Annotated in this window: 17 protein-coding genes; 8 read left to right on the top strand and 9 right to left on the bottom strand. The window is 70.7% G+C overall.

Translation table 11 applies throughout. The features are described from left to right. Positions 1-628 precede the first annotated feature (628 nt). Entirely contained in the window at positions 629-1078 is a 450-nt protein-coding gene (locus ACFYM0_RS37530) for an ATP cone domain-containing protein (protein WP_388510118.1), read from the top strand. A 169-nt stretch (positions 1079-1247) separates the two neighbouring features. Next, on the top strand, positions 1248-1505 hold the full coding sequence (locus tag ACFYM0_RS37525; protein WP_388510115.1) for a hypothetical protein: 258 nt from the start codon (positions 1248-1250) through the stop codon (positions 1503-1505). Positions 1506-1893: 388 nt separating this feature from the next. Here the strand turns inward: ACFYM0_RS37525 and ACFYM0_RS37520 are convergent, their stop codons facing one another. Next, positions 1894-3000: an RICIN domain-containing protein gene (locus ACFYM0_RS37520; RefSeq protein ID WP_388510111.1), complete on the bottom strand. Its 1107-nt coding sequence runs from the start codon at positions 2998-3000 to the stop codon at positions 1894-1896. A 234-nt stretch (positions 3001-3234) separates the two neighbouring features. On the opposite strand from ACFYM0_RS37520, the gene ACFYM0_RS37515 reads away from it, so the two are divergent. After that, on the top strand, positions 3235-4923 hold the full coding sequence (locus ACFYM0_RS37515) for an RICIN domain-containing protein (RefSeq protein ID WP_388510109.1): 1689 nt from the start codon (positions 3235-3237) through the stop codon (positions 4921-4923). A 116-nt stretch (positions 4924-5039) separates the two neighbouring features. Here the strand turns inward: ACFYM0_RS37515 and ACFYM0_RS37510 are convergent, their stop codons facing one another. Together ACFYM0_RS37510 and ACFYM0_RS37505 are read right to left on the bottom strand one after the other, a co-directional pair. Further along, positions 5040-6407 carry a phospholipase A2 gene (locus ACFYM0_RS37510; RefSeq protein WP_388510106.1) on the bottom strand — a complete coding sequence of 456 codons (1368 nt, stop codon included), beginning with the start codon at positions 6405-6407 and terminating at the stop codon, positions 5040-5042. 1216 nt (positions 6408-7623) lie between these two features. Then, positions 7624-7797 (bottom strand): hypothetical protein, encoded by a 174-nt coding sequence (locus ACFYM0_RS37505; RefSeq protein WP_388510103.1) that lies wholly within the window; start codon positions 7795-7797, stop codon positions 7624-7626. Positions 7798-8138: 341 nt separating this feature from the next. Here ACFYM0_RS37505 and ACFYM0_RS37500 point away from each other — a divergent pair, with 341 nt between their 5' ends. Next, positions 8139-8384: a hypothetical protein gene (locus ACFYM0_RS37500; RefSeq protein ID WP_388510100.1), complete on the top strand. Its 246-nt coding sequence runs from the start codon at positions 8139-8141 to the stop codon at positions 8382-8384. A gap of 9 nt (positions 8385-8393) precedes the next feature. Then, positions 8394-9347: a helix-turn-helix domain-containing protein gene (locus tag ACFYM0_RS37495; RefSeq protein ID WP_388510098.1), complete on the top strand. Its 954-nt coding sequence runs from the start codon at positions 8394-8396 to the stop codon at positions 9345-9347. Between the two features lie 115 nt (positions 9348-9462). Here ACFYM0_RS37495 and ACFYM0_RS37490 read toward each other — a convergent pair whose 3' ends face one another. The 3 genes from ACFYM0_RS37490 to ACFYM0_RS37480 all read right to left on the bottom strand — a co-directional run bounded on the left by ACFYM0_RS37490 (position 9463) and on the right by ACFYM0_RS37480 (position 11352). After that, on the bottom strand, positions 9463-9660 hold the full coding sequence (locus ACFYM0_RS37490) for a serine protease inhibitor (RefSeq protein ID WP_388510095.1): 198 nt from the start codon (positions 9658-9660) through the stop codon (positions 9463-9465). A gap of 97 nt (positions 9661-9757) precedes the next feature. Then, entirely contained in the window at positions 9758-10066 is a 309-nt protein-coding gene (locus tag ACFYM0_RS37485) for a hypothetical protein (protein WP_388510093.1), read from the bottom strand. A 410-nt stretch (positions 10067-10476) separates the two neighbouring features. Then, the gene (locus ACFYM0_RS37480; protein WP_388510090.1) at positions 10477-11352 is read right to left on the bottom strand and encodes a hypothetical protein; all 876 of its coding nucleotides are present in this window, start codon (positions 11350-11352) and stop codon (positions 10477-10479) included. 328 nt (positions 11353-11680) lie between these two features. On the opposite strand from ACFYM0_RS37480, the gene ACFYM0_RS37475 reads away from it, so the two are divergent. Continuing rightward, positions 11681-12424, top strand: coding sequence for a class I SAM-dependent methyltransferase (locus ACFYM0_RS37475; RefSeq protein WP_388510088.1), 744 nt, complete (start codon positions 11681-11683; stop codon positions 12422-12424). Positions 12425-12562: 138 nt separating this feature from the next. Here ACFYM0_RS37475 and ACFYM0_RS37470 read toward each other — a convergent pair whose 3' ends face one another. Next, positions 12563-13201, bottom strand: coding sequence for a sensor domain-containing protein (locus ACFYM0_RS37470; RefSeq protein ID WP_388510085.1), 639 nt, complete (start codon positions 13199-13201; stop codon positions 12563-12565). Positions 13202-13382: 181 nt separating this feature from the next. Between ACFYM0_RS37470 and ACFYM0_RS37465 the strand changes: the two genes are divergently transcribed. Then, complete coding sequence (locus ACFYM0_RS37465) at positions 13383-13655, top strand: hypothetical protein (protein WP_388510082.1); 273 nt, start codon at positions 13383-13385, stop codon at positions 13653-13655. A 64-nt stretch (positions 13656-13719) separates the two neighbouring features. Next, positions 13720-14430: a DUF4097 family beta strand repeat-containing protein gene (locus tag ACFYM0_RS37460; protein ID WP_388510079.1), complete on the top strand. Its 711-nt coding sequence runs from the start codon at positions 13720-13722 to the stop codon at positions 14428-14430. 61 nt (positions 14431-14491) lie between these two features. Here ACFYM0_RS37460 and ACFYM0_RS37455 read toward each other — a convergent pair whose 3' ends face one another. Together ACFYM0_RS37455 and ACFYM0_RS37450 are read right to left on the bottom strand one after the other, a co-directional pair. Then, positions 14492-15544, bottom strand: coding sequence for a serine hydrolase domain-containing protein (locus tag ACFYM0_RS37455; protein WP_388510077.1), 1053 nt, complete (start codon positions 15542-15544; stop codon positions 14492-14494). Then, positions 15537-23668 (bottom strand): amino acid adenylation domain-containing protein (locus tag ACFYM0_RS37450; RefSeq protein WP_388510074.1); only part of this gene is annotated, 8132 nt, incomplete at its 5' end. The genes ACFYM0_RS37450 and ACFYM0_RS37455, both read right to left, overlap by 8 nt.

The following is a 23668-nucleotide window of genomic DNA, read 5'->3' as shown; positions in this document are numbered from 1 at the left end:
CCCCTTCGGGGAGGGGAGCCCTTCGCTTCGCTCCGGGCTGGGGGCCAAAGGCCCCCAGGGGTACCGAAGCGCTGCGCGCTTCGGACTGAGGGGGTGTGGCTGCGCTAGGCCGGCCCGCTTCGCGGGCCAATGCCTTTCTCTCCTTGGGGGGAAGGAGCCCTCCGCTTCGCTCCGGGCTGGAGGCCTTTGGCCTTGAGCGGGTACCGAAGCGCTGCGCGCTTCGGACTGATGCCCCTCGCTGCGCTCGGGCGGCCCGCCGGGGCTTGGTCGCTGCGCTCCCCTGTCCCGGGCCGGTCTCGTGCCCACCCCTCCTAGCCCCTCCGCTGCTGCCAGCCGCCCGCGAAGCGGGCCCGGGATCGAACGAGCAGGGTTCTGAGCAGCCCTGACGGACCGTCTCCAGGCCTCTGAACTGGGGTTATCACCCGTGAGTGTTCCGGAAGACGAACGGCCTACACGGGACCACACGCGCCCTCGGGCCCTCCCCCAACACCCCACCCACCACGAAAACAAAACTAACTGACGGATAGTCAAACTCAGGATGGATATCAAACACGTCGCTAAGAAAACCCTTGAATTGGCTCAAGAAAATACACCAAATCCAAGCCTATAGACACATCGATAAACGCCAATAGGACGTCATGAACTCGTTCCCACTGACGACGGCACGTCGATCCGCCGGCGCCGCCAGTGCCCCGACTGCTCCCGTCGCTTCACGACGGTGGAGACGGCCTCGCTGATGGTGATCAAGCGCAGCGGGGTGACCGAACCCTTCAGCCGTACCAAGGTCATCTCCGGCGTGCGCAAGGCGTGCCAGGGGCGGCCGGTCACCGAGGACGCCCTCGCCAAACTCGGCCAGCGGGTCGAGGAGGCGCTGCGCGCCACCGGAAGCGCCGAGCTGACCACCCACGACGTGGGCCTGGCCATACTCGGCCCCTTGCAGGAGCTCGACCTGGTCGCGTACCTCCGGTTCGCGTCCGTTTACAAGGCGTTCGACACACTCGAAGACTTCGAGACCGGGGCTTGCGGGGCTAACCCGCGCACGGCGCACCCTCGCCGCGCAACCGCGAACGCCTGCTGAACAACCCCGTGTCAAGCCTTCGCGAATCTGCGCCACGGGCGCACTCGCAGGCCTCTGGCCAGGCACGGAACGAAAATTCGCGAGACCTCGACCCTCGATGGACGGACTCGCAAAGTGGCTCTCGCCCAACCAACCCCGGCGTCGCGCCGGACCTTTGAAAGGAACACGCATGTCCATGATCAAGCGCTCGACGCGCACCACTCAGACGGTCACCCAGAGCTCCGAAACGGTGGAGACGACAGAGACCACGGGGGCACCCGGTCAGTGGGGCCCCGTGCTGCTCCAGGTGATCGGCATAGTGCTCCTGGCCTTCGGCGCCGGCGTCCTGGTGGTGTTCGCGCCGGCCCTGGCCGTCCCCGTACAGGTCGCCGTCTCCGTGGCCACCCTCGCCGCCGGGGTGCTGTCCTACGTGTCCCGGCGCCGGTGACCTCACCGGATTCCTCCCCACCGCAGGTCAGCGCGGTGCGGTGAGGACGCCCAGCCCATCGCGGGAGCGGCTGGAACCTGGAGTCCGTCGGTCCCGGTATTCCGTCGGAATACCGGGACAGGGGCGGCGCGGTCGTACTGCCCCAGAGCACTGTGGCACCGGTCCTGGTCCACGCACCCATCTCGCCGCGGACTGCCCACGAACCTAACCCGCCCCCGCAGGCACCCACAGCGCGTGCAGGCCCCCAAGGCGCCGACCTGTGGAAACGTGAAGTTGAGGTCCTCGCCTGCATTGGCGGAAACTGTGCGGGTGGATGGTCAACGCCGCCCCCACCCTGCGCGGATGCCTCACGCGCATGGATGAGGTGGGCGGGCATTGAGGCCTTGTGTCACTTCCATGTCTGAGCGGGTGTTCCGCTGCATTTCTGCTGGTCGGCGAGGGTTCCGTCGCCGCGGAGCCGGATGCTGAGGCATTTCCCGGAGTTTGCGTTGACCAGGGTGAAGCCTCCTGCGGAGGCAGGCTGCCAGCGCCAGCTCTGGGTCGGGGAGTTGTTGCAGGTCCACTGGTTGGCCGTCGCCCCGTCCTCAACGGCGTCACCGCGGATCTCCAGACACTTCCCGGAGTTCACATTGACGATCGTGCCCCAACCGCCTGGGTTGGTTGTGGTCCATCTCTGAGTGCGGGAGTTGTTGCAGGTCCACTGGTTGGCCGTCGCCCCGTCCTCAACGGCGTCACCGCGGATCTCCAGGCACAGCTGGGTCCCGGCGTTCGCCCACGCCCGTGGTCCCGAGGGGAAGGAAGGCGCCGGGGCCGGCGCGGAGGCGGAAGGCTTTGGCTTCCCGGCGCTGCCCGACGGGGCGGGCACGGACGGCTCGGGGGCCGATGGGGGTGCAGGTGCTGGTGTCGCGGGAGGAGGGGGTGCAGGTGCCTGGCCGAGGATGCGGATGTAGCGGCGTGCGGTGTAACTGCTGACGGGGTGATTCGACAGAAGGTCCGCCTTGAGGCTTCCCGTGGACTTGTTCGTGGGTCTGCTGCTGTTGCTCTCCTGGTAGAAGGTGAAGGTCCCCTTGGCCTTGTCGATCCAGCCGGCGAAGAGCACCACGTGTTCGGGCGAGTTCAGGATGTCGCCGGGGAGCAGCTCGGCGGTGCTGATCGGTTCCGCGACGTCCGGGAGGGTGCGGGTGGTCTCGCTGGCCGGGAGCATCCAGGCCATGGAGACGAACCCGGAGCAGTCCGTCCTCCATTCCCTGCCGATGGCCTTCTCGGGCCATGCCCCCTTCTGGCTGTAGGGGACCTTCTGGTCCACCCACGACTGGGCGCGCTGGATGACCTGCTCGCGGGTCATGGGACTGCCGACCTTGGCGGACGCTGCGGACAGGACGATGTCGTCCCCTGCCGGGGGCCGGGGCGCGGGCGGGAGCGTCAGCAGGGCCGCGCCGAGGCCCGTAAGGATGAGTGCCGCGATCAGGGCCGCGATCGTACGTATTCGAGACAACTGCTCTCCCCGTGGTGGACGGCGGATGTCCGGGCCTGTTAGGTGGCGCCGGGAATCGACGTCGTACGACGCCCCAGGGCCGGCGCCCACAGGTCTGCGGCAGTCCGGTGTCGGCGTTGTTGCACAGGCTGCGCGGCGCAGGGGTTGGCCGGTGTCCGGTGGCACAGACATCCAGGTCAGGCGTGTAGCGAGGGTGGACAACAGCGTTTGTCCGTGGACAACACAGGGGGAAGCGTGGCCAAGGCGGGACGGCCTCAGGGCGAGCCGAGAGGAATGACCGGGGCGAGCAACGATCTCGCCCGGTTCCTGCAGAAGCTGACCGACGGTGTGAGCCTGCGGGAGCTCGCTGAAAGCTACGAGGGCGGCAAGACCTTGTGGGGCGAGTACCGCTCCGGGGCGCAGATCATCCCGCTCTCCCGGCTCAACAGCGTGATCAGGGACCGTGTGCGTGATGCCCGGGGCAGGGAGGTGATGCTGGCCAAGGCCCGCGAACTCCACGGCCTGGCCCTGACCGCGGAGGTGGAGTCGCAGCCGGACATGGGCCTGGGTGAGGCCTTGCAGCAGGCCGAGAAGGACATCGCCGACATGAGCCGTCTGATCAAGGTGCTCCTGGGCAGGATCGATGTGCTGCAGGAACAGGCGGCACAGCCGGCCGCTGCCACGGGCGAAGTAGGGGATCCTCCCGCCGGCCCGGTGGAGACGATCACAGCGCAGCTGGAGGCACTGCGGCAGCATGTGGCCGCGGCGCAGCAGGTGCGTGATGCGACCCGTAAGGCCTACGACGAGGCCCAGTCGGAGGTTCCCGTCCGCCGGGTGCTCGAAGGCGGGGCGAACGGGGCGGACTCTCCGGCGCAGCCCGCCGGCGGGGGTGCGGAGCTCGTCGGCAGCCTCGTAAGGCTTCACGACAGCGCGACGCGTCGGCGGCAGGACGCGCTCCTCCTGTGGGAGGAGGATGGCGAAGACGGTGCGGGGGCGGCGCCTGATGACGCGCCGGACGGGCCCAGGGGGGTGGACGGCCCGGTGCTCGAGGGCGGGAGTCTGCGGGTGTCGGGGGCGAAGGAACGGGATCCGGATGGCATTGAGAAAGCCGGCGGTGAGGGACAGCCGGCCGAGGTAGGGGAGGGCCGGGACAGTTCCGCTCGGGAGGAAGACCGTCGTCGTTCCCTGCTGCGGTTGCCCGCCGGAGCTGCTCTCGTGCTCCTGATCGCCGTCTCGGTGGCGGGCGGGATGGTCATCTCCCGCTACCAGGGCTCGCCCTCCGATCCGGGTGGCTCCGATACCCGGCTCAATGCGCCCACCGTGCCTACGAGGGCCTGCAATACCCCTACTCTCGGCCTTCCCGTACTCCCGGGCCCGGATTCTTCGGCTTCCTCCTCCCCGACTCCGTCCGCATCGGGTGCGCCGAGCAAGGAGCCGACGGCGAAGCCGAAGCCTTCGGCGAAGCCGTCACCACCGAAAGCGTCGCCGTCCAAGGAAAAGCCCAAGGCGCCCGGGCCGGCAGCCCCTCAGACGATTTCCACCGAGCCGCGTGCGTGGATCAACGCGGGTACACAGATGTGCCTGGAGATCCGGGCTAGCTCCGGCGAGGACGGTGCCACCGCCAACCAGTGGACCTGCAACAACTCATCCAGCCAGAAGTGGATCACCACCAATCCGGGCGGGGTGACGACCCTGGTGAGCATGGACTCGGGCAAATGCCTGGAGTTTCGGGGTGACTCCGTCGAGACCGGCGCGACCGCCAACCAGTGGACCTGCAACCACGCGCCCTCCAGCCAGAACTGGAACTGGCAGCCCGCCGCCGGCGGGGGCTGGAGTCTGGTCAACGCCAACTCCGGGAAGTGCCTCAGCGTCCGGCTCCCCGGTGACGGGGTACTCGCCGATCAGCAGCCCTGCGACGGAACACCATTCCAGACCTGGTACTGATCACCTTCGCAGTAACGGCGGATGCGCCATTTGACGGCCGGGGCTGCGGGATCAAAACACTGCGGGGGGTGCGTGGACTTGGCGCCCGCACACCCCCCGCATCCCGACGATCTGGGTCAGCCCTTCACCGCCACCGCGGTGAAGATCTCCTCGGTCGCCTTCATACACAGCGCCACCTGCGGCGCCAGCCTAGGCACGTACTGCATGGAGCCAACCTTGATCCATCGGTTGCACTCCTTCTCCAAGTCCTGCTTGAACACGTCGTCCACCCGCGCCTTGGGACCATCGGGACCTACTCCGGTGACTCCCAGCACCCCGTTGCGGAAACCTTCCTCGCCCAGGGCTTCGCGGTAGTTCCGGTAGCCGAAGTCATGCCGGGCACAGGCGGCATAGAAATCGAACCCCACGGCCTCGAACTTGTCCTTGATTACGTTGCAGCCGTTGTTGTCCCAGCGGAACCCGTACGGGTCGGGGTCCTTCGCCCCGAAGTGGCTGATCCGCGCATCGCGCCACGCGGCAAAGGCTGCGTCTCCCCGCTTCGTGAACTCGTTCAGGCGCTCCACCTTGTCCTCGCCGGACGGTCCCAGGCCTCCGCCCGTGAGGCTTCCTGTTGTGAGCCAGCGGCCGTCAGTGGTCCGGCGGGCTACCGCGGCCCCGTCCGGCCAGACCCCATAGACCTTCCCCGGGCCGGCAGAGATGAAGGTGGAACCAGGTCCCCCGATCAGCTCCCACTTCCCCTCCACTGCGTCGAAGCTCGCGACGTCACCGCTGACAGGCACGGTCGTCAGAAGGCTGGAACCGCCGTAGATGTGGTCTGCGGCGTCCCCGACGGTGTGCCAGCCCGTCTCCGGGGTCCACCTGTTGACGTGGGTCTTGTCCGGCGTCAGCCCGTAGAGCGCATCGTCAGTAACGGCGAACTCCGCCCCGGGACCACCGATGTCCTCCCACTGGCCATTCGTGTAGCGGAAGACCCGCCCCTCGGCACCGGGCATCGACTTGAACAAGCCGGCACGGCCGCCGTAGATGTGCTCCGCCGCGTCCCCGACGGTGTGCCAGCCCGTCTCCGGGGTCCACCTGTTGACGTGGGTCTTGTCCGGCGTCAGCCCGTAGAGCGCATCGTCGGTAACGGCGAACTCCGCCCCGGGACCACCGATGTCCTCCCACTGGCCGTTCGTGTAGCGGAAGACCCGCCCCTCGGCACCGGGCATCGACTTGAACAAGCCGGCGCCACCCCCGAAGATCCGTCCCGCAGCGTCCCCGACCCGGACCCACGAGTCCTGAGCAGTGGCCTTGTAGATGCCCGACCCGTCCTGCGCCAAGGCGTACACGGCCCCTCCGGCCAGGACCAGGGACTGGACGCCCGAGGGGGAGGCATCCGCAGCAGCCACCGCCACCGTGTCGCTCTTGACCTTCGCACCCCCGCTCCCGGGCTGGGTGGCGGCCCAGCCCAGACCACCTGCTGCCAGCACCGCCGCCAGCGACATGCACACCAACCGGGCTCGCCTGCCCCACGGGGCTCCGGTACGGCGCCGCGCACCTTCACCCGTACCCACATCACGATGCCGGAACAAGGAATTCATCTCTCGTGGCCTCCTGAGTCGAACCGAACGGCTTGAACGACACATTGGGCAGCAGAGGCGAATGTCCGCTGTCCGGGACCACAGAACCCCAGCTCGCGCGTTGGACAACCCTCCTTGTCCCCGGACACGGCACCGTAGTCCGGCGCGCGCTTGACCCCCTGTTCGGCCACCGGGGCGACCTTGAACGGCCCCGCAGCCGACCCGTGGCAGCGTCAATTCCCCTGGCGTGAAGTGCTCTTCAGCACCGTTCAAATCCGTCCGCGAAAAACTTTCGCCCCCGTGTGACAACCACGGGATTCCCAGGCCGTCAGCACGAGCTTGGCCGGCGACCCGCAGCGTCCTCTACCAGGCCGCCCGGGACCGGCGCAGCGGAAGCCCGCTCATGGGCATCGGCTCGTCCGGTGCCACCTTCATCGCGGCGGCCGGCCTTGTGATGATGACCGAGGAGAAGCTCGGGTTTCCGTGACCCGCCACTTGGGCCGCAGCTGGACCCTGGAGTCCATCGCCCCGGTATTCCGTCGGAATACCGGGGCGGGAGCGGAGAGGTGGAAGGCCTTCGCGGGTGTGTGCAGCCGCCCCCACCGTGCGCGGGTGCTTCACGCGCGGGTGGGGGCGGCTGGTGAGGACTTGATGGGGCCTTGGCCGTGTCGCGTTCCAGCTTGGCTTCGGCCACCGGGACACGGAACGCCCGCCCGGTGTTCTGGCAGTGCTCAGGGCTCTGCTGACGGCCGGCCGGGAGGTTCCTCTCCCTCTCCTGCTTCCGGGTCGGACCAGGCCGGAGGCCTGTGGTTCTTCCCGTTCTTTCAAGCTCAGGGTGCAGCCGAGGGCTGCACCCGGGGCCGGGCTCGCTGCAACGAGTTCCGGCCTGTTTCCCCTGTTGGTGTCGAGTGGCAACGGCCCGGGGAGACCGCGTCTGAGAGTTCCGCCCTGGAAGCGGACATGGTTCGCCACGTCTCCGGACATGCCTGACCTGCAGGAATGTGGACATGGCCCGGGATTCATCCCGGATACACCGGCGCGGCGAGAGACCGCGTCCGGGAGTTCCCCCTGGGAAGGAGGGCATGGTTCCGCGCGTCCCGGACCGGCCTGACGTGCAGGCTTCTGGGAACGGCGCCGGGAATCAGCTGGGAGCTGCGCGGGGCAGCCCGGGCCAGAGCCGCGTGGCCGAGTTCCAGGCCGGCGCGAAGGTGGCCACGGGCGGCACGGGGGTCCTGACGTGCAGGAAGCCGGCGCAGAGCAAGACGAGGACCGCCTGAAGCAGTGGCACCGGGTTGGTCCCTGTCATGTCGTGCATCGCCTTCACTCCCCTCCGTGGGGCCCGAGTCTTTCGGGCTATGGATCGAAGCGTCGGGGTTCCAGAGCGGTGGGACAAGGCCCGTTGGCCTCAGAACCGTGGACAAGAAGGGTGCGCGGCGTGGGGGCGGGCCGGGTGGCGGGGCCGGTGGCCTGCGGGATTGCTGCTGATGCTGTCTCAACTTCCAGTGGGACAAAGTGGAATGGGGCTTCCGGAGCCGGTAGACGGGCATATGGGGGGTCCTGAACGCTGTGAGGAGGTCTACGACTTTCGGTCCTGCAAGGCCGGCGGTCATCTGGTGGACCTGTCGAGTGGTAACTAGACCTCTTCGGGAGAATCCGTTGAAGAAGAAGACCGCGCTCGCAGCCGCGTGCGTGGAGGCTCCGACGACGAGCACCGGAACCCTGGTTCCGGTGCCCGCCACGATCATCGTGGTCATCGTCATCCTCCTCACCGCCGCACTCACCATCTACGGGATGCCGGTGGACACCGTCATCACCGTTATCGCCGTCGGAGGCCTGCTCGCCATCGAGCTGATCCGCCGACTGGTCGACACGCTCACCGCCGCCCGCCGCCAGGCCTCCTAGGAGACCGCGATGGGGCGCATCAACAGCGCCCTGGCTGAGCACACCCGAGGCCTGTCGCAGTGGCTGCTGTCACTGCGACAGGCCTCGGGCCTCACCATCAGCCAGGTGGCGGAGCGAACCGAACTGGTGGGCCTGCCCACCTCCCGCAGCACCCTCTACCGCGCCGAGCTGGCCCCCGCCCCCGGGCAGCGGCCCAGCGTCCCGGCGTGGCGCGTCGTCGAGGCCTACACCAAGGCATGCAAGGGCAGCATCTCCGAGGCCCGGCGGCTGTGGACCAAGGCCGCCTCCCTCCAGACCCAGGGCAAGGCCCGAATGCAGCGGCGGCCGGCGATGGCGCCCCAGTACATCGCCGAGCCCGCCGACCTCCTCCACGCCATGCGAGAGCTTCGTCTCCAGGCCGGAAAGCCGTCCCTGCGCGAACTGGAGGACCGGGCCAGGGCCACCCCGACCGACGTCACCATGCTGCCGCGCAGCACGCTCGGCGCCGTACTCAACGGCACCCGGCACTGCCGCAGGGACCTCCTGGCCTGCTTCGTGCGGGCCTGCGGGGTGACCAAGGAGTCCGAGGTCATGCGCTGGCTCGCGGCGTGGGACCGCATCGAGGCCTCCCGCAACGGCACCGCCGACCACAACTTGCACCAGCGCCTGACCGCACTCGAGGAGGACCTCCACCACACCAAGTCCGCCCTGGCCACGGTGATCAACGTGCCGGGGCCCCGACCCGAGACCGAGCCCGTACTGCTGCCCGTGCCGGTCCCGGGCATCCGCCCCGCGGTCACCGAGAAGCCCAAGCCGCACGTCCCCGAGCCGGCCATCGCACCAGCCGCCAGCACGCCGGCCCGCACCCGGACCAAGCCCCGGACGAAGCTGCGGTCCAGGCCGTGGCTGTCAGCACTGCTCAAAGGCCTCACCAGTACGGCCGGGACCGCAGCTGTGAACGCAGCCGTGGACGCGGTCCTCTGAGAACCGTGGCGGGAGCGTCCGAACCCTGGGCGCTCCCGCCACAGCCTCCCGCGCGAGGCAACCGCAGCCGAGCAGGGCGAGCGCCGGCGGTGGCCATTGACGTCGTCGGCGTCCACTACCCGCGCCTGGGCTCCCGGACCACTTTGCCGTCCTTCACGAACAGCCTCACCCGTTGCTCGTTGAAGTCCATCGTCACCATGCTGCCCTCGGGCACCACATGGACCACGATCTCCGGGAACTCCGCACCAATCTGCTCCCTAGCCTCCTCCGCCGGCTTCCCCGTGAGCTCCGGCCACACGCTCTTCACATCCATCAGCCCCTCCACACCGGTGAAAGCTGCAACACCTTTCGGGCCCGGCGTTGCGCTTCGCTACGGACTGTTCGGGATGTCGCTTTCGTCCGCAGGGGGATCACAAGCCGCTGTCGATGCCGGTCACCGCCGGCGGGCCGAGGGGGGCGTCGGACTCTGAGAGGCCTGCCTCCTTCAGTGCCTCCGTGACGATCCGCATGGCGTCGAGCTCCGCCTCGTACTTGTCCGGGGCCTCGACCTCGAGTCGGATGGAGAAGGTGCCGTCGTCGTGGAGGGTGAGGAGGCGCAGCCCCTCGTTCTCGCTGACCTCCGTATGCCGCGATGCCAATTTCCGTTCGACGACAGAGCGCACGGAATCAGCAACGTCCGACACGAACGTACCGGGGACCGTGATGACGAAGCTGGTCACGTTCAACTCCTCGCATAGGGCGAAAATCCAGTGACATCCGCCTGCCCCCGATTCTTCATAATGAACTCGTACCGTGTCATCCCGGACGCGCCGGCCTGCCACTCCACAGCTCTGCCTGCCGTGACCGGCAACAACAGGGCGGACGCCTCGTGTGGGGAGTGATTCAGAATGAGGGGCGGATTTAGTCTGGGCTCAGCCCCTCGTATCGCCGGGCCGACGTCTTCCTCGTCGCCTACCGCCGACCCGGCGGAGCTCTCCGTCCGACGACGGCCTTGAGCGTCCCGGATGACGACAGGTTCCGCGGGCGGCCTGTGAATCCGGAAGGGGGCCGTCCCGGCGGTGTGTCTGCCGGGACGGCCCCCTTCGGGGTGGTGCGGGTGGGGTGCTGGTCGGGCCGGGTCAGTGGGTGATCAGGCGTGGTTCCAGACCGGTGCGGTCTGACGGGTGATGCCGTAGACGAAGTTGGAGATCGTGCCGTTCGCGTTCAGCACGATGATCGTGTTGTTGTCCTGGAGGATCGCGGGCTTGCCCTTGGCGAAGTAGGTCCAGTTGCTCCAGGAGCCGTGCGAGGTCATCTGGACGCCGTACAGGCCGTCCTTCTTCACCAGGCGGACCTTCGTGCCGCCCGCCACGTTGTAGACGCCGAGCTTCGGGGAGGTGGTGGTGGCGCCGGTCCAGGTGTGGATCTCGCCGTCGACGTTGAGGCGGATGTAGCGCTCGCCGACCTTGCGGACGTCCTGGTAGGCGTTGCCCACGGGGTGCAGGAAGCCGACGCGCTTGCCGTTCTCGATGATGTGCGAGCTGAAGAGCTGCGGGCCGGACTTGTAGGTCTTGACGGTCAGGCTGCCGTACTTCGTCGTGGAGTAGAGGCTGCCGGCGGTGTTGCACTCCTTGGGGAGCTTCGGGAACGCGGTGGCGGTCCACGGCATGTCGCCGCCCTGGGTGCGCTGCTTGAAGACGGGCGCGGTGGAGAGGACGCCGTCGATCCGCAGGCCGCTGGAGAGGTCCTGCGGCTTGGACTGGTCGACCGTGGCCAGCACCTTGCCGTTCTCGTTGCGCAGCTGCGCCTTGGCGCCGGTGTGGGCGCTGTTGGTCAGCTTGACGGTGTAGCCGTCGAAGAGCGAGGGGATGACCTGGCTCTTGATGCAGTTCTCGGCGATCACCTGGGAGCGCGCGGGGGAAGCCGGCTCGGCCGTGGAAGAGGCCGCGAACGCCGTGGCGGGGGCGGCGATCGCCGCGCCGAGGAGGACGAGGGCGGTGGTGGTGGCGCGGAGGGCGGTGCGCATGACGACTCCTTGAAGCTGTGCATCGGGTGAAGGAGAGCCGTATGCCGTGGTCTCTTCCGGTGGAGGCCGTCGAGTTCGGGCTGCTGGCTACGGAATGAAAATTAGTGATCTTGTGTGGGTGGAATGGTCCGGTCCGCGTCACAGGCGTGTGACAGAGCATCGGGAGCGGCTGGTGCGAGAGGCGGGACGGGCGGCCGGTTTTCGTGGTTTTCGCCAAGGCCGGCGGGTCGGGCGAGGGGGAGAGACTGCCAGGTAGAGGGCTCGGTCCGTCCCGATCCGGGGCGGGCGGCGGGGTCCTGACGGTGGAACTTACGGGGAGGACGGCACGGTGAGTGCACAGCAGCAGTACGACGAGATCGGTGAGGCTTACGAGGGCTTCAAGGCGCTCCCGCTGGAGCAGTACGCGGTGGTGCCGGGGTTCCTGGCACTGGTCGGGGATGTGCGGGGGAAGTCCGTGCTCGACCTGGCGTCCGGTACCGGGTTCTACAGCCGGGAGTTCAAGCGGCGGGGCGCCGGCGATGTCCTCGGGATCGACATCTCGGGTGAGATGGTCGCCGTGGCGCAGTCGATCGAGGAGCGCGATCCCCTGGGTGTGCGGTACGAGGTGGGGGACGCGGCGGAGCTGCGGGCCTTCGAGGAGCCCTTCGATGTCGGGCTGGCCGTGCAGTTGCTCAACTACGCGTCGGACATCGCCACCACGGAGCGGATGTGCCGCAACGTGCACCGGAGCCTGAAGCCCGGCGCGGAGCTCTTCTTGCTCAACCAGTCGCCCGACTACCGGTTCGACGGGCCGACCCCGGAGAAGTACGGCTTCCGTACCCGGCTCACCGGTGAGGAGGTCGAGACCGGGCGGCAGGTGCGGACCACCGCGCTGCTCGACCCGCCGGTCTCCTTCGTCGCCAACCTGCCGCGCCGCGAGGTCTACGAGACCTGTCTGAAGGCGGCCGGGTTCGGTGATCTGGTCTGGACTCCGGTGACGGTGTCGGAGGCCGGTCTGCGGGAGTTCGGTGCGGAGCACTGGGCGAACCTTGCCGACAACCCCCCGCTGGAGATGCTGCGCTGCCGCGCCTGACGATCCGGGTCGGAGCCCCGGGGAGGGGCAGGGTGTTGCCATCGCAGGGTGCTGCATGGCGACACTCCCGGCGTGGGGCTGCGTCGCCCCGTTGAATTGATCGACGTGAGCGACGCAGAGTGGGGGCCCGTGGGCGGGTCAGGTGAGGAGGGTGCGGGCCCAGTGGGCGCGGGCGCCCGCCAGAGCCGTCAGGGCGTAGAACGCGGCGGGGAGCAGGAGGAGGCCGAGTGCGGCCATGCCCCAGGCCTCCGGGTAGGACGTGACCGCCCACTGCTTGAGCGCCATGGTGCGGTCTCCGTCACCGTAGGCGGCCAGCAGGTACGGGGTCGCCATCAGCCCGACCGGCACGGTGAAGGCGAAGACCACTGCCAGCAGGTCCAGCGGCCACAGGACCGTCACGAACAGCAGGGTGTACGCGAGCTCGCGCCAGCTGGCTGCCTCCTTGAGTCTGGTGGCCGCCCAGGGCCGCAGGCCGGGTGCGCCCGGCAGTTCGTGCGGGGTGTGGACCTCCCGCCGGTCCAGGAGGCGCAGCCTGCGCCGCTCCACCGCCCCCATGGGTACGCCCGACAGGACCACCGCGAGCAGCAGCGGCACTCCGACGAGCACGATCGCGAGGGCTCCGCCCACCGCGACCGCGGCGGTGATCGCGATGAGGCCGAGCAGGCCCACGGGGACGCCGCTGAGCAGGTACGCCATGGCCCGCCAAGGCCAGGACGACAGCAGGAAGGTGGGGCGCTTCAGCGCCGCCCAGAGAGTTCTCGATGCCATGGATGCCATGGATCCACCGTAGGAACGACCCGGTACCCGGGCCCAGCAGCCCAGTTCTACTTCGAAGGTATGCCTGGCCCTACCCCGAAGACTCGGTTCCGCCGCAATGTGCCGGCCCCCCTGCAGACGGTTTTGTTGTGTCAGCAGTCGGAGCGCCGCAACAGCGACGCCGAGTCATCCGGGAGAGCAGATGTCCGCAGCCGAGAACAGCCCGTGCTTCGTCGAAGCGAGCGGTCCGCGTTCCGTGGCCGTCGGCCGGCTGCCGGCCGGTGTGGACACGCTGACCGTGGTGTTCTCGGGCCCGCTGCCCGGTACCGGCTCCACCCGCTCCGTCGTACGGGCTCAGGTGTTCGGCCGGGTGTGGATCGCCCGCACCCCGGGGGCGTTCTCGTACGCCTCCGGCCATCAGGCGTGCGGCCGGCGCAGCGCCGTGACCCTCCTGCCGGCCCCGGCCGCCGCCTGAACCGTTCCGCCCCCAGTTCCTTTTCCGTATGCCTCACCCCAGAACACACAGAGAAGAGTCAGCCATGAAGCTCGGCATCCGCCGCATGACGCTCGTCGCCACCGCCCTCACCGCCGGCTTCCTGATGACCGGCTGCAACGTCGACCAGGAGGGCTCGAAGAGCGAGAGTTCCTCCTACGAGATCACGGACAAGGTCACCGCGCTGGACGTCCGGACGCCGGGCGGGGACATCAAGGTCGTCGCCGGCGACCAGGACACCATCCGGGTGACGGAGAAGCTGACCTACAGCGGCGACAAGCCGAAGACGCAGCACACCGCGTCCGGCGGCACTTTGAAGCTCGGCGCCGGCGAGGGCTGCGGCAAGGAGGGCGAGGCGTCCAAGTGCAAGGTGGACTACACGCTCGAGGTGCCCAGGGCCCTCGCCGCCGTGCTGGACAGCCGGGGCGGGAACGTCCAGGTGACCGGGCTGGCCGGCGCCCTGGAGGTCAAGGCCGGAGGCGGCAAGGTGACCGCGGACAACCTCGCGTCGAAGCGGCTGACCGTGGAGGCCAACGGCGGTGCGATCACGGCCGCCTTCGTGTCCGCTCCGGACACCGTGAACATCAACACCCGCTCCGGTGACGTGTCGGTCCAGGTGCCCAGCGCGGAGGCGTACGCCGTGAAGGCCACCACCAAGAGCGGCTCCGAGAAGGTCTCGGTCAAGACGGACCCGGCTTCCACCCGCAAGATCACCCTTCACACGGACGGCGGGAGCGTGCAGCTGACCTCCGCGTGACCCGCGGCTGGAACCCGCCGCGGGGCCCGGCACTCTGGGGAGTGCCGGGCCCCGCGGCGTGTCAGCGTACGGGCGAGAGGGCCGCCGTCAGCAGCGCCTGGACGGGCGGCGGGACGCGCGTGGTGCCGCGGGTGCGCGGGGCCGTCATGTAGACGATCCGGCGCTCCAGGCCGCGGGTGGCGCCGATGCCGGCGAGGTGGCCGTGGACCACTCCCGCCATGCCCCACACCGTGGGGCCGCCGGGCAGCGTCATGCTGTCCAGTCCCGCCCCGCAGAAGGCGCGGCCGCCCTTGGCGTACGGGACGTCGGGCACGCGGAACATCTCGGCGAGGCTCCCGGCTGTGAGGAGTTCGCCGCCGAACAGGGCCGTCAGGAAGCGGTCCAGGTCGGGGACGGTGGAGATCATCTCGCCGGCTGCGCCGTGGATGGTCGGGCTGTGCTCGGTGACGTCGGCGCCGTCCTCGTACCCGCGGATGTGCGGGCCGGGGATGGTGGGGTCGGTGCCCGGCAGGCTCGTCCCGGCCAGTCCGAGGGGGCGCAGGACGCGCTCCTCGACCGCGCGGGCGTACGGGCCCGCGGTCAGCCGCTCGACGAGGAGGCCGGCGATGACGTAGTTGGCGCGGGTGATCTGCTGCCGGGTGCCGGGGGCGAAGTCGAGCGGGCTGCGCAGGGCGAGGTCGATGAGCTGCCCGGGGGTGAACTCGTCGAGGCGGTGCCGCAGGAACCAGGGGGTGTCGTTGTACCGGACGTCGCTGTCGTCCACGAGCCCGCTGGTGTGGTCGAGGAGCATGCGTACGGTGACGGGCTCCGGGAGCAGTCCGGGCAGGTGGCGGGCGACGGGTTCGTCCAGGCCGGTCAGGCCGTCGTCGACGAGTCCCAGTACGACGGCCGCGACGAAGGTCTTGGTGACCCCGCCGATCCGGAACCGGTGGTGCAGGCGGGCCGGTTCGCCGGTGGCGGCGTCGGCGACTCCGGCCGCGGCCGACCAGGAGCCGTGCTCCCCGCCGGCCCGGACCAGTACGGCGGTGGCTTCGGCATCGGGGCGGACTCCGACGGCCTCCTCCAGGGCCCCGGCCGCCGGATGCGGCCGGTTCTCAGTGCGCGCCTCAGCCACCGGACGCCGCCTTCTCCACCGGCTCGTCGTCGGCGTGCGCCCAGGTGGCGATCATCTCCCCGTGGCCGAGGCCGCCGCCGCCGCGCCGGACGGTGTCCGCGGCGAAGGTGTTGACCTGCTTGCCGTTCTCGGAGTTGGTCAGCACGATGAGGCCCTCGCCGCTGTCGACGCGGGTGAAGGTGCCCACGCGGTAGCCGACGGTCCGGCCGCCGTGGCCGTACTCCACGTCCCCGGCGGTGGTGTCGACGACCGAGCCGAGCCCGTAGAAGCTGCCGGGATGCCAGACCGTCACCATCTGCTGGGCGAGCGGGCGGGCGATGAGGGTGCCGGGTGCGCCGAGGTGGGCGCGCCGGATCTCCAGTGCGACCTTCGCGAGGTCCCCGGCGCTCGCCCAGAGTCCGCCGGCGGCGATCTCGTTGCGGACCCGCCAGCGCCCCGGAATCGGTTCGCCGGCGGGGTCGTGGCCGATGGCCACCGGGGCGTCGGCGCGGGCCGGGTGGTCCTGGTCGAAGGTGCTGTCGGCCATGTCCAGGGGGTCCAGGACGAGGCGCCTCATCAGCTTCTCGAAGGGTTCGCCGGTGGCGTCGAGCAGGAGCTGCTCCAGGACCGAGAAGTTGATGTTGCTCTTCTTGAAGGTGCTGCCCGCCGGATGCTCGGCGCGTACCGGGGCGTTGGTCGCGGGCAGCCGTCCGTGGAGGACTTCGGGGATCGACGGCATGCGCTCGGTGGGCAGGTAGTTGGTCGGGGGGACGTGACTGAGGCCGGACTGATGGCTGATCAGTTCGCGCAGGGTGATCCGGGCGCCGTCGGGGACCTGCCAGGTGGTGAGGTAGCGGTTGATGTCCGCGTCGAGGTTGAGCTCCCCGTCCCCGACCAGGCGGAGCACGGCGAGCGTCGTGACGTGCTTGCTGACCGAGGCGACCTGGAAGGCGGTGCGGGAGGTCACCGGCTCGGGACGGTCGGCGGCGGTCACTCCGTAGCCCTCGACGGAGACGATCTCCCCGTCGCGCAGCAGCGCGATGCTCGCGCCGGGCACCCGGTGGGCCGCCATGACCTCCAGGAGCGCGTCGCGGTCGATCCGCGGCGCGGGGGCGGCGGCGCGGGCCGGCGTGGGGGCCGGCCCGGCTTCCCGTACGTCCGTGTCGTCGGTCGTCATGCCCTGTCCTTCCGTCAGCGAGTCGACGGCCTCGGCCAGGGCGGCCAGGGTGTCGTACTCGTACAACATGCGGAGGGTGAGGGGGAGGCCGCGGCGTCGCGCGGCGCCGATCACCCTGATGACCAGCAGGGAGTCCCCGCCGTAGTCGAAGAAGTTGTCGTCGGCGCTGACCTCTTCCCGGCCCAGCACCTGGGACCAGATCTCGGCGATCGCCCGCTCGACGGGGGTCCGCGGCGGGATGTGCGTACGGTCCGGTGCCGCTCCGGGTGCGGGCAGCGCGCCGCGGTCCGGCTTTCCGCTGGGAGTGAGCGGGATGCGGTCGAGGGGGACGAAGGCGGTGGGGACGAACGCCGGGGGCAGGGCGGCCAGGAGCGCGCCGCGCAGCTCGTCCGGTGTGCCGCCGCCCACCACGTAGGCGACGAGACGCTGTCCGCCCGGGCCGTCCCGCCAGGGCAGGACCACGGCGTCGCGCACTCCGGGCAGGGCCCGCAGGGCGGCCGCGCTCTCCGCCGGGGCTACCCGGACCCCGTTGACCTTGACCTCGTCGTCGCCCCGGCCCGCGTACTCGACGGTGCCGTCGGGCAGGATCCGGGCCAGGTCGCCGGTCCGGTACAGCCGGGCGCCGGGCGGGCCGTACGGGTCCGGGCCGAACCGGTCCGCGGTGAGGTCGGGGCGTCCCGCGTAGCCGCGGGCCAGGCCCGCCCCGCCGATGTGGAGTTCCCCGGTGACGCCTACGGGGACCCGGCGCAGCGCGGAGTCCAGGACGCGGATCCCGGCGTGCGGCAGCGGGCGCCCGATGGGCACCGGCCCGGGCCCGGCCGGGTGCGGGACCCGGTGCGCGGTGGCGTCGACGGCGCACTCGGTGGGCCCGTACGTGTTCCACAGCTCCGTGTCGGGGCGCACCGAGCGGAACCGGTCGGCGAGTTCCCCGTCGAGCTGTTCGCCCGCCGAGCACAGCAGCCGCAGCGCGTCGCATCCGTCCCACCCGTCCTCCTCCACCAGGAGCCGCAGTACGGACGGCACCACTTGCAGCACCGTCACCCGCTGGTCGGCCGTGCACCGCAGGAGTGCGGCCGGGTCCCGTTCCGCCCCTGGCGGAGCGAGGACGACCGCGCCGCCGCTGACCAGGGGGGCGAACAGCTCCCAGCCGGCGGCGTCGAAGCCGATCGCGGTCTTCTGGAGGATGCGGTCGGCGGGCCCGAGGCCGTGTGCGGCGACCGACCAGGCGACCCGGTGCGCGAGGGCGAGGTGGCTGATCTGGACGCCCTTGGGGCGGCCGGTGGAGCCTGAGGTGTGGACGGTGTAGGCGAGGTGCCGCGGGTCGGTGTGCCGGTCGGGGGCGGTCGCCGGCCATCCCTCGAAGGGTTCGTCGTCCAGATGCACGGCGGGCGGGCCGCCCGGCCCGGCCAGGCCTTCCGGTCCGTGGCCGCGCCGGGTCAGCAGGAGGGCCGCGCCGGCGTCCGCGAGCGCGAACCCGGAGCGGGGGCGGGGGGACGCGGGGTCCAGGGGGACGTACGATCCGCCCGCCTTCCACACACCGAGCAGGCAGGCCACCAGGTCCGGTTCGCGTTCGAGGAGCACGCCCACCGCCGTCCCGGCCGTGACCCCCCGGGCCCGCAGGCCGTGGGCGATGCGGTTGGCGCGGGCGTCGAGCTGGGCGTAGGTGACGGTGGCCGTGCCGTGGACCACGGCGACCGCGTCCGGGGTGCGGGCGGCCTGTTCCTCGAAGAGGCCCGGCAGGTCGGGGCGCGGGCCGGCGGGCCCGCCCGGGCTGCCGAGTTCCGCGAGCAGGGCCCGCTCCCGGTCGGAGAGGAAGACCTCCTCCCCCGCGTCGCCGTCGGGGTCGGCCGCCATGGCTTCCAGGACCGCGCGGTACATGGCGCCCACCCGGTCGGCCGACCGGCGGCTGAGGACACCGGTGCGGGTGCTGAGCGCCAGGTACCCGTCGAGGGTGGTCACGGCGAGGCCGAACTCGGTGCCGCCCTCCCCGAGCGTGGGCGCCACGTCGACGAGTTCCCGGTCCACCTGCCGGAAGTCCAGGTAGTTGAACGACACGTCGACGATCCGGCGGCCGCCCGCCAGCCGCTGCATCTGCGGCATGGGGAAGCGGCGGTGCGGCCAGAGTTCCACCTCCCGGTCGAAGACCGAGCGGACGAGCTCCTGCCAGCTGCCGGCCTCCTGGTCCCGGTCGTAGGGGAACGGCACCGTGTTGAGGTACATGCCGTGCACCCGGTCGGCGCCCGCCACCTCGGGCCGGGCGTCGCAGACGAGTCCGCTGGTGAAGGACGCGTCGGGGGTGAGCGTGGCCAGCACCTTCAGGTGGGCGGCCAGCAGGACGCTTTTGAGGGAGGCCCGGGCCCGGCTGGCGAGGGCGCGCAGCCCGGTCTCCAGGTCGCCGATGGGCACCCGTACGCGGACCCGGCTCCCGCCGTCCGGGCCGTCGGGCTCGCCCCAGCCGGCGGGCGGCGAGAACGGCGGCCGCTCCGTCACGGCCCGCTCCCAGTAGGCCCGGTCGGCGGCGGAGGCGAGGGAGCGCTGCTCGGCGGCGATGAAGTCGGCGTACCGGACGGATGCCGGCTCGGGCCTGGCATCGGCATCGGGATCGGGATCGGAGAGCGTGCCGGTGTCGCGGAACCGCCGGTAGCTGGTCAGCAGCTCCATGAGGAGGTTGTAGTGGCTCCATCCCTCGGTGATCGCGTGGCAGCGGACCATCGACAGCCACCACGCGCCCCCGCCCTCCACGTGCGCGGCGAGGCGCAGCAGCGGCGGCGCGGAGAGGTCGAAGGGCCGGTCGCGCTCGGCCGCCTGGAACGCGCGGAGTTCCCGGTGGACGTCCCCTGCCGTGGCGTCGTGCACGGACACCGGGACACGCGCGGTCGGATGCACCAGCTGCACCGGTACGGAGCAGGTCGTGAGGTCGAAGGAGGTGCGCAGCACCTCGTGCCGTTCGACGACGCTCCGGGCGGCGGCCGTCAGGGCGTCGGCGTCGAAGGGTCCGCCGTCCCGGATCCGGAAGGAGGTCACGCTGTGGTAGGGGCGCAGCCGCTCGTCGGCGAGCATCTCGACGACCATGCCGGTCTGGGTCTGTGCCATCGGGTAGGCGTCGACGAGCCCGGCCGGGAGCCGTTCGCGATCGGCCGCCCCGAGCAGCTCGAACGGCTCCACGGGGCGCTCCACGGCTGCGGGGGCCCGGCCGGCCACGAGGACGGCCAGGGCGGCGACGGTACGGCGGTCGAAGACGTCCCGTACGTCGAGGTCCCAGCCCGCGGCGCGCAGGGCGCCGACGAGGGCGACGGCGCGGATCGAGTCCCCGCCCAGGTCGAAGAAGCTGTCTTCGGCTCCGACCCGTTCGCGTTGCAGGACGGTGCGCCAGGCCTCGGCGATGCGTTCCTCGACCGGTCCGCTCGGGGGTACGTGCCGGTCGGTGTCCTGGCCGGCGTCGGCTCCGGGGGCGGGGAGGGCGCGTCGGTCGACCTTGCCGTTGGCGTTGAGGGGCATGGCTTCCAGGGCCACGTAGGCGGTGGGGACCATGTAGTCGGGCAGGCGAAGCGCGGCGTGGGATGCCAGGTCGGTGCCGGTGACCTGGCCGACGTAGTAGGTGACGAGCTGCTTCTCGCCTTCGGCGGGCTCGTGGACGCCGACGAACACCTCGCGAACGGCGGGGTGCTCGGCCAGCACGGCCTGGATCTCACCCGGCTCGACGCGGTAGCCGCGGATCTTGACCTGGTCGTCGACCCGGCCCAGGAACTCCACGTCCCCGCCCGGACCGCGGCGGACCAGGTCACCGGTCCGGTAGAAACGCGCACCCGCACGCCCCGCGAACGGATCCGGCAGGAAACGCTCCGCCGTCAGGTCCGCACGCCCCGCATACCCACGGGCCACGCCCGTGCCACCCACGTACAGCTCGCCGGGCACACCCACCGGGACCGGCTGCAACCACCGGTCGAGCACGTACATCGTCATGTTCGGGAGGGGAAGACCGATCGGCAGGACCTCGGTCCTCGGATCCTCCGGCACCTCGAACACCGAGGTACCCACCGACGCCTCCGTCGGCCCGTACTCATTGATCAGACGCGTCCCCGGAGCCAGCGCACGCCACCGCTCCAGCGTCCCCCGCGAGAACGGCTCGCCCGCCACCACCAGCACCGGAGCCAGGGTGGCGGCCTCGGCCGCGCCGAGCTGCAAGGACAGCACGCCCAGGTGGCCGGGGGTGAGCTTGATGAAGCTGTACGGAGCTTCGGCCGCGAGGTGCCTGCCCAGGTCGGCCAGGTCCACCTCCGCCGAAACGGTGTGCACCGACTGCCCCGCCACCAGCGGAGCCCACAGATTCGGCACGACCAGGTCGAAAGCCACCGAGGAGAACAGCGGCGCACCACCCGAACCCCGCGAAACCAACTCACGCGCCGCCCAACCCACATGGTTGACCAGACCGCGATGAGTGACCTCCACGCCCTTCGGCGTACCCGTCGAACCCGAAGTGAAGATCACGTACGCCAGCCGGTCGAGGTCCTCGACCCGGGCGGGCGCCGTGTCCGGATGGCCCTCCAGATCCGGGAGCTCACCCTCCAGCACCACACGGGCACCCGAGGTCTCCACGATCGCGGCAAAACGCTCAGCCGGATACGACGGGTCCACCGGCACATACGTACCACCCGCCTTCCACACACCCAGCAGGGCCGCGACCAGATCCGGACCACGGTCCAAGACCACCGCCACCCTGGACTCGGCCCCCACACCCTCGGCACGCAAGTAGTGCCCCACACGGTTCGCGCGGGCATCAAGCTCCGCGTAGGAGACACTCCCCCACCCACCACGGACGGCGACCGCATCCGGCGACTCAACGACCCGGGCCTCGAACAGCTCCAGCACCGAAGCCGACTCCGCCTCGACCCCCGAGTCATTCCACTCCACCAGCTCGCGAGCCAGCTCCTCCACCGACAAATGCGCTTCCAGAGCCGACCCCTCCGGGTCCCCCGCCATCGCCTCCAGCACCGACCGGTAGAGGTCCGCGAACCTGGTGGCGTGAGCCTTGCTCAGTACGCGGGTGTTCGTCTTGAGGCCTATGCGCCGCGAGACGGTGGTGACCGCGAGGTCGAACTCCGTCGTCCCCGGTGCCATGAGGCTGTCCAGGTCGACCGCGTCGCTCTCCAGCCGGTCGAAGTCCACGTGGTTGAGCAGTACGTCCACGAGCCGCCGTCCGCCCGCCGCACGCTGCATCTCGGGCATCGGGAACCTGCGGTGCGGCCAGAGTCCGGCTTCCCGGGCGAAGGCCCCGGCCACGAGTTCCCGCCAGGTGCGGGCCGTACGGTCGAAGGCGAACGGGACGGTGTTGAGGTGCATGCCGTAGATCCGGTCCGCGCCGAGCACCTCCGGCCGGGTGTGCACGACGACCCCGCTGGAGAACTCCGGCAGGTCGGTCAGCAGGCTCAGCACCTTCCCGTGCGCGGCGACGAGCACGCTCTTGAGCGAGGCCCCGGCCTTGGCGGCCAGATCGCGCAGCTCCTCCTCCAGGTCGTCGAAGGGCACGGACACCCAGAAGTGCTCGGCGGGCCGGTCCGGTTCGCCCCAGGCCGCGGGGAGCGAGAACTTCGGGGTGGCGTCGACCGTCGCCGCCCAGTAGGACCTGTCCTCGTCGGAGGCCAGTGCGCGCAGTTCCCCGGCGATGGAGTCGGCGAACCGCACGCCCGGGGGGACGTGGGCCGGCGGGACGCGGCCCTCGCGCAGGTCCCGGTAGCACGCGAGCAGTTCCTGGACGAGGGAGTGGTAGCTCCAGCCCTCGACGATGCCGTGGAACTCGGTGACCGACAGCCACCACCCGCCGTCCACCAGGTGGGCCGTCAGCCGGAACAGCGGGGGCTCCGCGAGATCGAAGAGCCGGGCCTTCTCGGTGGCGTGGAAGGCGGCGAGGTCCCGTTCCACCTGCGCGGCGTCGAGCCCGCCGAGATCGCGGACCTCGACCGGGATCCGCGCCGCGGCGTGCACGAGCTGCACGGGTACGGAGCAGGACGTGAGGTCGAAGGAGGTGCGCAGCACGTCGTGGCGGGCGGTGACCAGCGCCGCGGCCTCGCGCAGCGCGTCGAGGCCGAAGGTGACCTCGTCGCGCATCCGGGTGGAGGCGACGTTCTGGTAGTTGCTGTGCCGGTCGTGGGCGAGCGCGTCGACGACCATGCCGATCTGGGTCTGGGACATCGGGTACGCGTCGACGAGGCCCGCCGGAAGGCGTTCCCGGTCGGCGGCGGTGAGCAGCTCGAACGGTTCCACCGCGGCCTCTACGACGGCCTGCCCGCGCTCCGCGACCAGGCCGGCCAGCGCGCTGATGGTCCGGCGGTCGAAGACGTCCCGTACGGCGAGGTCGAGGCCGTGGGCGCGCAGGGCGCCGATCAGGGCCACCGCGCGGATGGAGTCGCCGCCGAGGTCGAAGAAGCCGTCCTCGACGCTGACCCGGTCCAGGCCGAGGGCCTCTCGCCAGACGGCGGCGATCCGCTCCTCCACGACGGTGCGCGGGGCGACGTGGGGCCGGTCGCCGCCGACGGCGTCGCCGCCGGGGGCCGGGAGGGCACGCTTGTCGAGCTTGCCGTTGGTGGTCAGCGGCAGGGCCTCGAGCAGGACGAACGCGGCCGGGACCATGTACTCGGGGAGCGAGGTGGCGAGGTGGGCGCGCAGTTCGCCCGGCCCCGGGGGCTGTTCGCCGGCCGGGACGGCATAGGCCACCAGCCTGTCCTCCCGGACCACGACGACGGCTTCGCGCAGGGCGGGGTGGGCGGTGAGGGCGTTCTCGATCTCGCCGAGTTCGATGCGGAACCCGCGGATCTTGACCTGGTCGTCGATGCGGCCCAGGAACTCCAGCTGCCCATCGGGCAGACGGCGGGCCAGGTCGCCCGAGCGGTAGAGGCGCGCCCCGGCCGGACCGAACGGGTCGGGGACGAAGCGGGCGGCCGTCAGCTCGGGCCGGCCCAGATAGCCGCGGG

It is taken from the genome of Streptomyces sp. NPDC006487 (assembly GCF_042870555.1).
Classification (GTDB): Bacteria; Actinomycetota; Actinomycetes; order Streptomycetales; family Streptomycetaceae; genus Streptomyces.
Note: the sequence above shows the minus strand (reverse complement) of the source record. Positions and strands in the feature narration are given on the sequence as shown.

Excerpts from the sequence above, each read along its gene's own strand:
- ACFYM0_RS37525 (WP_388510115.1), top strand. The coding sequence starts at position 1,248 with ATGTCCATGATCAAGCGCTCGACGCGCACCACTCAGACGGTCACCCAG.
- ACFYM0_RS37510 (WP_388510106.1), bottom strand. The coding sequence starts at position 6,407 with ATGTCGCTGGCGGCGGTGCTGGCAGCAGGTGGTCTGGGCTGGGCCGCC.
- ACFYM0_RS37505 (WP_388510103.1), bottom strand. The coding sequence starts at position 7,797 with ATGCACGACATGACAGGGACCAACCCGGTGCCACTGCTTCAGGCGGTC.
- ACFYM0_RS37495 (WP_388510098.1), top strand. The coding sequence starts at position 8,394 with ATGGGGCGCATCAACAGCGCCCTGGCTGAGCACACCCGAGGCCTGTCG.
- ACFYM0_RS37490 (WP_388510095.1), bottom strand. The coding sequence starts at position 9,660 with ATGGATGTGAAGAGCGTGTGGCCGGAGCTCACGGGGAAGCCGGCGGAG.
- ACFYM0_RS37480 (WP_388510090.1), bottom strand. The coding sequence starts at position 11,352 with ATGCGCACCGCCCTCCGCGCCACCACCACCGCCCTCGTCCTCCTCGGC.
- ACFYM0_RS37470 (WP_388510085.1), bottom strand. The coding sequence starts at position 13,201 with ATGGCATCCATGGCATCGAGAACTCTCTGGGCGGCGCTGAAGCGCCCC.
- ACFYM0_RS37465 (WP_388510082.1), top strand. The coding sequence starts at position 13,383 with ATGTCCGCAGCCGAGAACAGCCCGTGCTTCGTCGAAGCGAGCGGTCCG.
- ACFYM0_RS37460 (WP_388510079.1), top strand. The coding sequence starts at position 13,720 with ATGAAGCTCGGCATCCGCCGCATGACGCTCGTCGCCACCGCCCTCACC.